Genomic DNA, 14,405 nt, shown 5'->3' with positions numbered 1-14,405 from the left:
CCAACACCAAATACTCCAACACCAACACCAAATACTCCAACACCAACACCAAATACTCCAACACCAACACCAAATACTCCAACACCAACACCAACTACTCCAACACCAACACCAACACCAACATCTCCAACACCAACATCTCCAACACCAACACCAACACCAACATCTCCAACACCAACATCTCCAACACCAACACCAACACCACTACCGGATATCTCAATTACCAATACGATCGCTCAATCTGACAACCTGAATATCATTAATAGAATTGAATCTATTTTTAACTACAGATCCGATTGGGTAAGCGAAGTTGTCCAAACGGCATCGCCTCTAAATATAGTTAGCGCCAGCGATATCACAGGGCTAATCGATAGAGGCGATATCTCTCAAGCCGCTTTGTTTATGGATATCTTCTATAGCCAACAAGTGGGGTCATACATTAACCAGGAAATCAGGCGGGACTTGCAATCTTTTACGGCCATACAGCAAAGAACTAGAATCATCGCCAGCCAAACTGGTAAAAAAACAGCCATTATCTACGCCTTATCCCGCCCTGAACAATTAGACCTGATCATCGTCCCCCCTACTGGCATCGCCATTCATAAAGCCATCCCCGCCGCCCGGCGGGAAACTTTGATGCAAGTCGCCGGCAGCTTCAGGTCTGAACTCCTTAATTCCAGAAACATCAATACTGAGAGCTATTTGCCACCATCCCAACAACTTTACCAGTGGATGATTGCCCCCTTGGAAGCTGATTTGAAAGCTCAGGGCATCGATACGCTAGTTTTTAGTATGGATGCGGGGTTGCGAACGCTCCCCTTAGCCGCCCTCCATGACGGTTCTCAATTTCTAGTAGAAAAATACAGCATCGGACTCATTCCCAGCGTCAACTTAACGGATACTAGCTATGAAAGTGTTAAAAATGCTGAAGTTTTAGCAATGGGAGCCTCACAATTTACCAATAACCAACCCTTGCCAGCAGTGCCTGCAGAACTTAATGCTATTGCCTCCGAATGGAAAGGCGAATCCTTCCTCAACCAAGCCTTTACTCTCAACAATCTTAGGTCGCAACGCACCGCCCAAGCCTTTCGGATTATTCACCTCGCCACTCACGGAGAATTTAAGTCAGGAGCACCGAGCAATTCTTATATTCAGTTATCAGATAGAAGGTTAACACTCGATCGCGTGCGCGAACTAGGGTGGAATCAGCCACCTAAAGTTGAGCTATTGGTGTTGAGCGCTTGCAAAACTGCTGTGGGTGATAAGGACACCGAATTAGGTTTTGCGGGGTTAGCTGTGCAAGCGGGGGTGAAGTCAGTTTTGGCGAGTCTTTGGTACGTCAGCGATGAAGGTACTTTAGGGTTAATGGCTGAATTTTACCATCATTTAAAGGTCGCGCCTATTAAAGCCGAAGCCTTACGGCAAGCTCAAATCGCTATGCTCAAAGGTCAAGTTCGCATTGAAAATGGCCGTTTAATTTTGTCAAACTCAAATAAGGATTTAGAATTGCCACCAGAATTAGCTAAACTGACTAATGAAAATCTCTCCCATCCATTTTATTGGTCGGGCTTTACGATGATTGGGAGTCCTTGGTAATGTCATTGCAAGGAACAAAGCAATCGTAAGGACTTTAGGCGTAGCTCGCAATCAGATGCTAGTTGATGAAGTGTAGGGACACGGCAATGCCGTGTCCCTACGGGGATAGAACGATAGGCGGGGGTACTTCATAAACTTGGAATCTGCTGTAAGTTTTATTTGAGTGAGATATATAAAATTTAACAAGTAAAGAGGTTGCATAATGATACAGCAAAAACTTGTTTCAACTCTAGTTTTTTTTGACTCAAATGTAGAAGATTACCAGAGTTTAATTAGCGGCGTTTCCCCAAATGCTGAAATAATTATCCTAGATAAAACGCGGGATGGCATTGAGCAAATCACCGAAAGGTTAGCAATTGAACAAAATATAGAAGCAATCCATATCATCTCTCACGGTAGTCCAGGTGCAGTACAACTCGGTGCAAATACACTCAACAGCAGCAATATAGAAAGTTTCGCCCCTCAACTCAAACAGTGGCGCAAAGCATTAATTCCCGGTGCCGATATTCTCCTCTACGGGTGTAATGTCGCCGCCGATATATCGGTGAAAATTGACAGCCCCGACATCACCCACATCCCCCACATTCCCCACATCCGCCAGGGGTTAAAACCCCTGTCTCATAGCTTAAGTCGGTTAAAACCGACTGAAGACAATCAAGACAATTCATTTATTCAGTCCTCCACCGAGGACTTTCGCTATCAGACGGGGGTTTTAACCCCCGGCGGGACTGGTGTTAAACCGACTGGTGTTAAGCCCACAAAACCTAACCAATTCCTCCAACGCCTGAGTGAATTAACTGGTGCCGACATCGCCGCCTCCGCTAACGCCACCGGCAATGCCAAACTAGGCGGAGACTGGGAACTGGAAGTACAAACAGGCCTCCTTGAAACACCAATACCATTTAACGCCAACACCCTCACAAGCTACGGTGGCATACTAGGCTTCGCCCCCAAAGTTGACTTCCCTACAGGCACTAACCCCTACTCCGTCAGCATCGGCGACTTCAACGGCGACGGCCTCCCTGACTTAGCTGTGGCGAGCTTCGACAACACCGCCTCCATCCTGCTCAACACCACCGCCACGGGAGCAGCCACCCCCACTTTTGCCACCAAAGTAGACTTCGTTACTGACACTCGCCCCCGATCCGTCAGCATCGGCGACTTCAACGGCGACGGCCTCCCTGACTTAGCTGTGGCCAACGCGCGCAGCAACACCACCTCGATCCTGCTGAACACCACCGCCACAGGAGCCACCACCCCCAGCTTCGCCACCAAAGTTGACTTCACAACTGGGAGTAACGCCTACTCCGTCAGCATCGGCGACTTCAACGGCGACGATCTCCCTGACTTAGCTGTGGCGAACGCTGGCAGCACCAGCGCCTCGATCCTGCTGAACACCACCGCCACAGGAGCCACCACCCCCAGCTTCGCCACCAAAGTTGACTTCACTACTGGAGATCTACCCTTTTCAGTCAGCATCGGCGACTTCAACGGCGACGGCCTCCCTGACTTAGCTGTGGCGAACCGGAGCAGCAACACCACCTCGATCCTGCTGAACACCACCGCCACAGGAGCCACCACCCCCAGCTTCGCCACCAAAGTTGACTTCACAACTGGCAATAACCCCTACTCCGTCAGCATCGGCGACATCAACGGCGACGGGAAACCAGACTTAGCAGTGGCGAACTTCAGCAGCAACACCGCCTCCATCCTGCTCAACACCACCGCCACGGGAGCAGCCACCCCCACTTTCGCCCCCCAAGTTGACTTCCCTACTGGCACTGGCCCCGTCTCCGTCAGCATCGGCGACATCAACGGCGACGGCCTCCCTGACTTAGCTGTGGCCAACGGGCGCAGCACCAGCGCCTCGATCCTGCTCAACACCACCGCCACCAACGCCACCACCCCCACCTTCGCCACCCAAGTGGACTTGACAACTGGCAGTGGCAGTTTCCCCTACTCTGTCAGCATCGGCGACCTCAACGGCGACGGCCTCCCTGACTTAGCTGTGGCGAACAACGGCAGCAACAGTGCCTCCATCCTGCTCAACACTACCCCCAAAGTTACCGCTGTCACCGCCACCACCCCTGACGGCAGCTACGGCGTCGGTACCGCGCTCGCCATTACCGTCACCTTCGATCAAGCCGTCACCGTCACCGGCACACCCCAACTACAACTAGAAACCGGCACAACTGACCAATTTGCCAACTACGCCTCTGGTAGTGGCACTACAGCCCTCACCTTCAACTATGTAGTCCAAGCGGGAGACACCTCTCCTGACTTAGAATATTTCTCCACAAATGCCCTCACCCTCAACGGGGGCACAATTAAAGATAATTTGAGTGTAGATGCCATCTTAACCCTCCCCACTACCGCCTCAGTCAACTCTCTAGGCGGTAGTAAAGCAATAGTTATTGATACTGCTGCACCAACTGTTGCCTTAACATCCGCACCCGCAACAACAGTAAATGGTTTATTTAGCGTCACTGCTACCTTTAGTGAAAATGTCACCGGCTTTGATAATACTGATATCACCCTCGCCAATGGTACTGTCAGTAACTTTGTCACAGTTGATCCCAAAACCTACACTTTTGATGTCACACCGAATGCCGATGGCGCTGTCACAGTTGATGTACTTGCAGCAACAGCTACGGATACTGCCAGTAATAACAATACCGCTGCCACTCAACTAACTCGTACTGCTGATGTTACACCGCCAACTGTTGCCTTAACATCAACTTCAGCAACAACAATAAATGCCCCATTTTTAGTCACAGCCACTTTCAGTGAAAATGTGACAGGATTTAGTGCGAGTGGCATTAATGTTACTAACGGTACGGTTAGCGGTTTTACAGGTACCGGCACGACTTATAATTTTACAGTCACACCGAATGCTGATGGCGCTGTCACAGTTGATGTACTTGAGAATAAAGCTACGGATACTGCGACTAATAACAATACCGCTGCAACTCAACTGGTTCGTACTGCTGATGTGACACGGCCAACTGTTGCCTTAACCTCTGCATCACCGACAACAATTAATGCCCCATTTTTAGTCACAGCCACTTTCAGTGAAAATGTGACAGGATTTAGTTCGAGTGGCGTTAATGTTACTAACGGTACGGTTAGCGGTTTTACAGGTAGCGGCACGACTTATAATTTTACAGTCACACCGAATGCTGATGGCGCTGTCACAGTTGATGTACTTGAGAATAAAGCTACGGATACTGCGACTAATAACAATACCGCTGCAACTCAACTAACTCGGACTGCTAATATCACCGCACCTACTGCTAGCTTGGCTGCCGTTTCTAACATTACTATAGGTGGTGGTACAAGTCAGACATTGACAGTTACTTTCACTGATAGTAGTGGAGTAGATGTTAGCAGTTTAGATAATTCTGACCTGGTAGTAAATTGGTCAGGTGGTGCAATTCCCGCTACATTTGTCAGCGTCGATACTAATAGTAATGGCACACCTCGCACGGCCACTTATTCTCTAACTCCGCCTGGGGGAAGTTGGGATGATACAGATAATGGCAGTTACGCTGTTAATTTGCAAGCATCGCAAGTAAAAGATACTTTTGGCAATCAAGTTGTAGGTAGCAATTTAAGCAGTTTTACTGTTAACATTGCCACGCCAACACCGACTCCAACGCCAACACCGACTCCAACGCCAACACCGACTCCAACGCCAACTCCGACTCCCACGCCAACTCCGACTCCAACTCCGACTCCAACGCCAACTCCAACTCCAACGCCAACACCGACTCCCACGCCGACTCCCACGCCAACGCCGACTCCCACGCCGACTCCCACGCCGACTCCCACGCCGACTCCCACGCCGACTCCCACGCCAACACCGACTCCAACACCGACTCCAACACCGACTCCAACTCCAGGTACTTCCGCTGTCCTTTTCCTTGAACCACTTGGCAGTACCGACGTACTCGAAAGCTTGGGCAGCGATATATACAAAGTGCGACTAAATACTCAACCAACTGCTAATGTCACCGTCGCCATTACCCCTGAAACTCAAGTTACTGTCAGCCTACCTGCCCTTACTTTTACTCCCGCCAATTGGAATGTCCCCCAAACGGTAACGGTGACTGCGGTTGACGATGCGGTTGTTGAGGGCGATCGTGTCAGCCCAATTAGCCACGCCACTACCAGCACTGACACACTGTATAATAATCTCGTCGCCCCTCTCACAGTCAATATCAGCGATAACGATAACTTAGGCGATGTCACAACCTTGTTGAAAAAGTCAGTAATCGGTTTGACAGATAAGGACGATCGCCTCACAGGATCGCCATTGAATGACATTATCCACGCACGCCCCGGCAATGACTATCTTCATGGCAAAGCAGGGGATGATTTGCTTTACGGACAAAAAGGTGATGACGGCATCAGGGGCGGTGATGGCAATGACCTTATTTTTGGTGGCCAAGGGAGTGAATTTATTCAGGGCGATCGCGGTATTGACTTGATTTACGGAGGTAAGGGAAACGATCGCATTTACGGAGGCGATGGCGACGATATATTGTTTGGCGACGGGGGCAATGACTACTTATTTGGAGAAATGGGTGCCGACACTCTCACAGGCGGATTGGGTTTTGATGTGTTTGCGATCGCGATCGGTACTGGTGGAACAGACTTAGCCGCCGCTGATGTGATTACTGATTTTACCCTCAATCAAGACAAAATTGATTTAATTAGCCCCCTGGCTTTTAACCAGTTAAATATTTATCAAGGAACAGGCGCTTTTGTTAGCGATACAATAATTCAGTATCAGGTAACAGGGGAATATTTAGCTATATTGAAAGGAGTTACTGCCAGCAGTATAGTTCAGGCAGTAACTTTTTAGACTTCGTATGTTGTTGCGCTTTAGCGCTAAAGCGCAACAACATACCTACCACATTTCGATCGCCTAGTTTGTAGGGTGTCTCAGCAGTCGATCGCACTTTTGCCTTGATTTTCAGGTATAGCAACCGCTTAATGTAAATGGTGTAGCCTGTCTTTGATTTTTGTGCGAGTCACCAATGCAGACTCACAGCGTTCCCAGTAAATTTTAGCAACGCGATCGCCCGGATTCTGACGCCAACACTCGGAAAACAGCCGCGCCGCTTCAAATAACTTCCCTTCCGAGTAAAGTGCCCTAGCTTCTGCAAACAATTCCAGCGTAGCTAACTTTGCCTGTTTAATTTCTGGCGGATCTGCATCAAACACCTCATAAATCGTCACAGCTTCGGATTTTCCCTTGACTTTTACCGTGTCTAGAGTGCGGATTGTGTACTGAGATGGATTTTTCAGGCGCGCATAAGTTGGCTGAGTAATTAACAGCGAAACCCCATAATTTTTTGTCAAACTTTCCACGCGAGAAGCTAAATTAACGGCATCACTAATTACTGTCCCGTCCATGCGATTTGGTCCGCCCACCGTTCCCAGCATCAAAGAACCTGTATTAATCCCAATCCCAATCTGAATCAGCGCACAGCCCGAGTTGGTGCAGTATTGATTATATTCAACGAGACGGTGCAGCATAGCAATTCCCGCTTTCACCGCATTATCAGCTTCCCCACTAAACAGCGCCATAATCGCATCGCCAATATATTTGTCGATAAACCCGTGATTTTGATTAATAACAGGTTCCATACGAGAAAGATAGGAATTGATAAATTTGAAATTATCCTCCGGCGTCATAGTTTCCGAAAGCGTAGTGAAATCGCGAATGTCGGAAAACAACACCGACATTTCTAACTGCACTTGGTCGCCCAATTCCACATCAATGATGCTTGATTTCTCTAAAAATTGGAGGAATTGATGCGGAACAAATCGCTCGTAAGCTTTGTTGAGTTGAGCCAGCCTGCTTTCATTTTCGCGTACTTCTGTATAAAGTTTAGAATTTTGAATCGAGATCGCCGCCTGTCCAGATAAAACTTTTAATATTTCCACTCTTTCTGGGGTAAAAGCTCCCGCTGTCAAATTATTTTCTAGGTAAACAATACTAATGATTTGAGATTGATTAATCAGCGGTACACATAAAATTGATTTGGGCTGATACTTTCGGATGTGGCGGTCGTTGGTAAATTGTCTCGATCGGGCAGCATCATCTAGTACCACGCTTTCTTGAGTGCGACTCACATAATTGACAATTGCAGAGGAAAGTTCTTGACAGGTTTCAACCGGGATTGACTGCAACACGGTGACGAGTTCGTCATCGATTGTCCCTTCAGCTTCAATGAACAGTTGTCCCTGGCTTAACAATATCAGATAGCCTCGTTGCGCCCCTGCATTTTCCATCAAAATTTTCATCAAGCTAGACAGTAGCTTATCTAGCATAATTTCTCCAGAAATTGCCTGAGAAGCCTTCATGACTGCGGTGATATCTAGGTGATTCCCCGAACCAGTCGTTGTCATTGCTACGGTAGTTTGAGTGTTTTTCCTTCCCGGTTGAGTTACCGCGAATAAGTGGGGATATCGCGTTTCTAAATCTTTGACCTTCGCAGTGGCTCCCCATTCCACATAACAATAATACGCCTCAAATATGTATGCTTGAGCAACTTTTGCTTTGCCCCATTCCGAGTAGAATTTGGCTGCTAGTTCGTTGGCCAGGGCTTCGTCATTAACATATTTGTTTTCTTTTGCTCCAGAAATGGCGCGATCGTACATTTCAATCGCCTCGGCTTTATTGCCCAACACCCGTTGCCGTTCTGCTTCCACTAAATACCATTTATGCAGATAATTCATCGGAGCATTTTGCGCCCACTGTTGCAGCGTGCTTTGATGGGTTTCCACTAAGGCAATAATTTCAGTTTGCTGGGTTTCTGGCTGTGCCCGAAAAAGTGCCAGGTGGGTGAGGGCTGCATAAAAATGAAAAATTGGAACAAAAGCCGATCCAGATACTCCCATCAAATACTGTTTGACTTGGGTAATGTTGTCTAGGGCAGCCGTGTAATTGCCATAGCAGTAAGCAAGCAGCAGTTTGAAGATGCAGGCACAGGCGATCGCCGTAAATTCATTATCCTGATAGTGCTTGGGAATCATCACCGTTTCATCGTAGGCAGAGCCTATTAACAAATCCGGCCGAATATGGCTTTCCCTAAAGTTTTGCACCGTCTGCTGAATCATATCCAAATAAATCCGCGCAGAATATTGTTTCAACTGCGCCATTACCGCCCTGTAACTTGCTATTTCTGGTTCCCAAGTGTCTAGTTCTACACCAGCGAATAAATGAGTATAAAAACAAATATATATGTTGTAGCCAGCATCTACAAAGTCGCCGGTTTCCATACCAAACCTATAGCCATCTTTCAGCGTCGGTATCGTTGCCAAAAGAGATTCTTGGCGATGCTGAATCCAACCACCAAACAAAAGTAGAACTGTGGACTTGAATTCGGGTACATTCAACCTATCCAGCAATGAAAGTGCCAATTGCCCAAAGCTATAGCCCGTTTCCACCTCTTGTAAAAAGGCACACAACACCATGCCGTGCATCGCATAACCCACCGTCGATGCGGGCGCATTTCCAAATTGAAGCGATAAACTCACCATCGTGGAGCTCAGCAGGGGCAGCAAACCGGGCATTCCCTGGAAAATGGGTGGAAACAACATACCAGACAGTTGCATAGCTGCCTGAGTCTGTGGATTTGTCATCACAGGTAGGTCAACCAATTCCTCAATCTTTCTGCCACTTATTTGGCCAGCAAGGGCTTGTAGCGCTTTGCCAATCTTGGCTTCATCAGGTTCGGCAGGAAGTTCAATCCCCAATAGTAAGAGTGCCTCTCTTGCTACTGCGATCGTTTCTAACACCTTGCTCTGCGCTGTCTGAGCGGCAATTTGAATTTCGTAAATTTTAACTCGATCTAAAATTGTTTGGGCTTCTTGCAAAACCAGTGCTGCCATCTGTTCCATACCATCAAAATCCCCATTCAAATAGGCAATTTCAGCAGCAGCAACATAAAGATTTAGCGCCAATTCATATTGAGTTTGCCAGCATTGAGGTGTCAGTAGATCAATTCCAGTTTGTAGATAGATATTTGCCGCAGCGTAGGCGGTAGAATTTCTGGCCTTACGTCCCGCTTCTAAGTTAAGTTTGGCTAAGGCTGAGCGTTCACTTAATTGATGGATTAACTCAAGTCCTTGATTTAAATGCCCCACAATATCAAAGATTTTTTCTTCTGTTTCTATCTCCGAAGAACTTTGTAGCAGTAACTGTCCGATTTTCAGGTGAGTGGCTTGTTTTTGGTCGTCGGGTATTAGGGAATAAGCCGCTTGTTGGACGCGATCGTGCAGGAACTTATAAGTGGGATTAGCAACAGACTGATTCGGGGATTGAGCATCTGCTTGAATGAAGTTATAGCCTTCTGAAATCACTAAAATGAGTCCTTCTTGCAAGGCTTTCCACAGTGCTGATGCCGTTTCTTCTGGTAATTCTTCGCTGACTATTGCCAATGTCTCTAAATCAAACTGCGCCCCAATGCACGCGGCAAGTTTGAGAACATCCTGAGTTTCGGCAGGCAACTTCTGCAATTGCGCCGCCATAAACTCCACCACATCCGAGGCGTCGGCAAATTTAACTTGATTAATATCGCACTGCCACCCCCCTTGACTGCCCCCCTTACTAAGAGGGGATTGAGGGGGGTTAAAAATAATTTGACCATCTTCATACAATGCCTTGAGGAATTGAGTCGAGAAAAAGGGATTACCTTGGGTTTTTTGATAAACCAATTCTGTCAAGGGTTGAGCAAAAGATAAATCGCAAATCAGCGTATCTGCTACCAACTGATTGAGATCTGCTAAACTTAACGGTTGCAGGGTAATCGTATTCACCACTGCCCCAGACTTCACAATCTCATCCACAGTCAACATAAACGGATGAGCCGGTGATACCTCATTATCCCGATAAGCACCCAATACTAACAGATGCCCCGTATCCTCCATCAATAGTTGTAATAACTTCAAAGATGCTGAATCTGCCCACTGCAAATCGTCCAAAAACATCACTAACGGATGTTCTGCTTGGGTAAATACTTGCACAAATTTCTGCATCAGCAGATTGAAGCGATTTTGGGCGGCACTCCCCGACAATTCTAGTGCAGGACTTTGAGGGCCAATGATGTGTTCTAATTCAGGGATTACGTCAATCAAGACTTGCCCACTCTCGCCTACTGCGGTGAGAATCATGGTTTTCCATCTGTGTAACTGAGCGTCACTTTCTGATAATAATTGTCCCATTAATTCCCGAAATGCTTGCACAAATGCACTGAAAGGAATATTGCGTTGAAATTGGTCGTATTTGCCTTTGATAAAATAGCCACGCTGTCGGGCTATCGGCTTGTGGACTTCGTTTACGACTGCGGTTTTACCAATCCCGGAAAAGCCAGCTACTAACATCATTTCGGCACTAGCATTACGAACTCTTTCAAAAGCCGCTAATAGATGATCAACTTCAGTTTTTCTGCCGTATAACTTTTCGGGAATCAGGAAATGATCTGTAATATCCTGCGTTCCCAAGTCAAATTCTTCTATGCTATCGGTTTCTTGTAATTGAACCAGACACATTTCTAAATCCTGTTTTAGTCCCAATGCAGTTTGATAGCGATTTTCCGCATTTTTGGCCATCAATTTGCTGACTATTTGGGAGACAATTAGGGGAATTTCTGGCTCGATTTCGTGCGGGGGAACTGGTTGTCTGGCAATGTGGCAGTGAACTAGCTCTAAAGCGTCTTCTGTATCAAAAGGCAGTTTTCCTGTCAGCAATTCGTAGAAGGTGACGCCGAGGGAGTAAAAGTCAGTGCGGTAATCGATAGAGCGATTCATCCTACCAGTTTGTTCCGGCGAGATGTAAGCGAGGGTTCCTTCTAAAATGTTGGGGTTTTTCAGGGTTGGCATTTCTCGCGTTAGCTGAGTGGAAATGCCAAAGTCGATAATTTTGAGCTGTCCCGTTTCCGGGTTATAAACAATATTTGAGGGGTTAATATCTTTGTGGATAATATTGGCGCTGTGAATTTGCCCTAAAGTTTCAGTGGCTGCGATCGCAATTTGCAGAAATTCCTTGAGGCTAAACTTTCGCTGCTGCATCCATATTTTCAAGGATTCCCCGCCAAAGTCCTCCACAAAAATCACCAGGCTGTTTTGGTATTTTTGCAATTCATAAACTTGCACGACTCCCGCCTCTTTCAGCTCTCGCGTGATGCGGTATTCGGTGCGGTAGCGTAGCAATTCTTGAGGTGTGGGGTAGCTTTCTTTGAGCAGTTTGAGGATGAGCGGTTGGCGATCCGCTTCCCGAATCGCCCGGTAAACCAGAGAATTGGCACTTTCGTAAAGCAGCTTCTGGATGGCAATGCCTGGAATGGAGAGCATATTTATTTTCCTGCTAAAAATTAACGCGCCGTCAAAACACACCCGGTTCGTTGTGTAAAGAATAGCGCTTTAGAAAGGAACAAATTATGTTTTTATAACACACTCTTAGTTTTTGGGCAGGGAAGTGGCTTTCAGGTGGTCTGACAGAGTAAGGGTAAGGATTTATCATGCGACGAATCTAAGCCTTGTTAATTTTCCACTCCATGAATTTTCCCCGTTTCGGTTCTCCAAACATCGTTAAAAATTGTCCCACCTCCAGCGCTCAGCAAAACTTTAAATGTATATATTGTCACAGACAGTTTGTTTAAAACCCCAGACATCAAAGGATTTCAGAAGAAACAAAAAAATTGAGCGATCGGCTTTTATTAGAAAAAATATCTTGAGTCGCGATTTTCCAATTCACGAGGGTGTCCCCCGCTGGTTCCAATACGATGTGTTTTTCAACAATTAGCATCAGTCCCCCGGAAAGTTCAAGTAAACTCAAAAAACCAAGGCAAGCTAACGATCCAACATGATGAAATGTAGTCGTTTGTAGGCAATAAGGGGAACAAGCAGTGGAAAGAGCTGCCAATAAATGCCTTAAGCAAAAAATTTTTCGGGGTGTAATATAGGAAGTCGAGTTGAAATGGGTGCTAAAGGTTTTTGGGCTTCCCTCCCTGCAGTTGACAGACAATGTGCCGTCTATTATACAGATTTTGGGGCCGCCTCTAAAAAAGTTTTCGCTCGCCAGCGACACAAACCTGTCGGGCAAGATACCGGCCCAACTTTTGATATCGAAAGATTAAATAACACCATGAGGCAAAGCATATCTCACTGTAATAAATTGTAAAAAAAAGTCTGTCCTAATCTACAAAGCTCTCCCATCATGCGGGGATATTCTGGTATGTATCATCATTACAACGCTTTTTACCCGTAAAAATATTTAGGATTTTTCCTTGCTATGCAGGACTACCAAAAAATCCACTCACCTCTTGCTTTTGAAACAAGGCCGGCAAAGGTTCGTCCCCAAAATCAAGCAATTCACCAGCCATAGGAAGCCATTCATCATTTAGTTCTTGGCAAGAAACAGCTATCACCCTGTCAAAACTATCGTCGCAGGGGATGATAACTTCATAAATAAAACCATCTTCAGCGGTTACAAAAGCATCTCGGATATCAATACTTCCCGACCGAACCCGCTTAAACCGACCGATAGACATGGGAACATAAAGCCATCTTCCCATTTCTTTTGTTTGACTTGCCCAAACTGCAAGAAATATCTGTTCTGACGCATTTCGGCAAGCAAATAGGCACGGTACATCGTAATACTCGTAAACCTCGATAATTTCCAATTTGCCTAAATGAGTAGACTCTGGAAGCAGGCTCATAACTATACCTCACTCAGTGACATCAACAGCTTCAAATAAAGTCAAGGCTTCAACGTTAACTGGAACCCACCAACTGTGGTGAGAATTCTTAGTACCCGGTGAGGGAGTGTGCTTGATTCGTCCTGAATCGGGAGTCAAATTTGCCACAGCAACTTTCATATTTTTAAACCGACCAGTTCTGCGGTTAACTGTCACATCATCTCTTGAAGTAAAAACAGAGAGAGCAGGAACGGCATTCTTTTTCGCTGTCAGGAAATTGCCGATTTGGGTAAAGTTGGCGGACTGTCAAAAAATCATCAGCCGTTGCAGAATTTTGTTGAATCAGGCGATAAACTCGATCGCACGGCCCTTTAGCGTCGTTTGGCGGGCAATCAGGTGGGAAACAATCGGGCCACTGCATTCGATAAGCTCTTAGATGATGTTGATCTACTTCCTACTTCCTACTTCCCCTTACCCTTCCCCGCTACAAACTCCCGCAGCCGCAACAAACTAGCCGTTTGTCCCAAATTCAGCGGCAGCAGCGACACTCCCTCCAACCGAGACTGCACCCAACCATCGCCCCAATACCACTCGTGAAATCCGTCAATTCCCTGACTCAATAACAGCCGCAGACAATTGTGCTCAACAATATCAACGTGATGCTGAACTGCCACGGGGCCCAGCCAACTTGTAAAGGTCAAACCTTGAGAAAATTCTTCCGGCAAACCGCTAGACAACTGCTGTGGCCACAGCCACTGCTGCAATTGACTTGGACGCAACAAGCTGTCTCTAATCGCTGTTTCGGAAGCTTCAAGCTCAATCCGCAGGTTGCTTTGTTGAAAATTACCGAGCATAAGAATTTTAGATATAAGTGCAAGTAACTTTAATGTAACTTATTGGACTGGTTCTAACCTATTCCGGGCGGCCTAGAAGCCCAACCCCTACTCCCCACAAAAACCAAATGCACTCTTTGTGGAACAGGCCGTCCAGCCTGTTCATGTCCGGGCTGGCTAGAAGCCCAACCCCTACTCCCCACAAGCAGAAAATTCATTCTTTGTGGAACAGGCCGTCCAGCCTGTTCTTAGAAAATAGTGCAAA

At 46.7% G+C, this 14,405-nt stretch carries 7 protein-coding genes; 2 read left to right on the top strand and 5 right to left on the bottom strand.

All coding sequences use genetic code 11. The features are described 5' to 3' along the window. Both QUB06_RS09195 and QUB06_RS09190 read left to right on the top strand, forming a co-directional pair. A partial coding sequence (locus QUB06_RS09195) for a CHAT domain-containing protein (protein ID WP_333435035.1) occupies nucleotides 1–1,596 on the top strand: 1,596 nt, incomplete at its 5' end. Between the two features lie 202 nt (nucleotides 1,597–1,798). Next, nucleotides 1,799–6,463 (top strand): FG-GAP-like repeat-containing protein, encoded by a 4,665-nt coding sequence (locus QUB06_RS09190; RefSeq protein ID WP_333435034.1) that lies wholly within the window; start codon nucleotides 1,799–1,801, stop codon nucleotides 6,461–6,463. A gap of 128 nt (nucleotides 6,464–6,591) precedes the next feature. Here QUB06_RS09190 and QUB06_RS09185 read toward each other — a convergent pair whose 3' ends face one another. From QUB06_RS09185 to QUB06_RS09165, 5 genes are all read right to left on the bottom strand, one after another. Next, nucleotides 6,592–11,961: an AAA family ATPase gene (locus QUB06_RS09185; RefSeq protein ID WP_333435033.1), complete on the bottom strand. Its 5,370-nt coding sequence runs from the start codon at nucleotides 11,959–11,961 to the stop codon at nucleotides 6,592–6,594. 938 nt (nucleotides 11,962–12,899) lie between these two features. Next, a complete protein-coding gene (locus QUB06_RS09180) occupies nucleotides 12,900–13,328 on the bottom strand; it encodes a DUF6575 domain-containing protein (RefSeq protein ID WP_333435032.1) in 429 nt (142 codons plus the stop codon). A 9-nt stretch (nucleotides 13,329–13,337) separates the two neighbouring features. Next, nucleotides 13,338–13,523, bottom strand: coding sequence for a hypothetical protein (locus QUB06_RS09175; protein WP_333435031.1), 186 nt, complete (start codon nucleotides 13,521–13,523; stop codon nucleotides 13,338–13,340). A gap of 1 nt (nucleotide 13,524) precedes the next feature. Next, a complete protein-coding gene (locus QUB06_RS09170; protein ID WP_333435030.1) occupies nucleotides 13,525–13,728 on the bottom strand; it encodes a hypothetical protein in 204 nt (67 codons plus the stop codon). A 40-nt stretch (nucleotides 13,729–13,768) separates the two neighbouring features. Continuing rightward, entirely contained in the window at nucleotides 13,769–14,161 is a 393-nt protein-coding gene (locus QUB06_RS09165) for a hypothetical protein (RefSeq protein WP_333435029.1), read from the bottom strand. Nucleotides 14,162–14,405: the final 244 nt, after the last annotated feature.

The organism is Microcoleus sp. D2_18a_D3, from assembly GCF_036702455.1.
Taxonomy (GTDB): Bacteria; Cyanobacteriota; Cyanobacteriia; order Cyanobacteriales; family Microcoleaceae; genus Microcoleus.
This window is presented reverse-complemented; position numbering and strand designations above follow the sequence as displayed.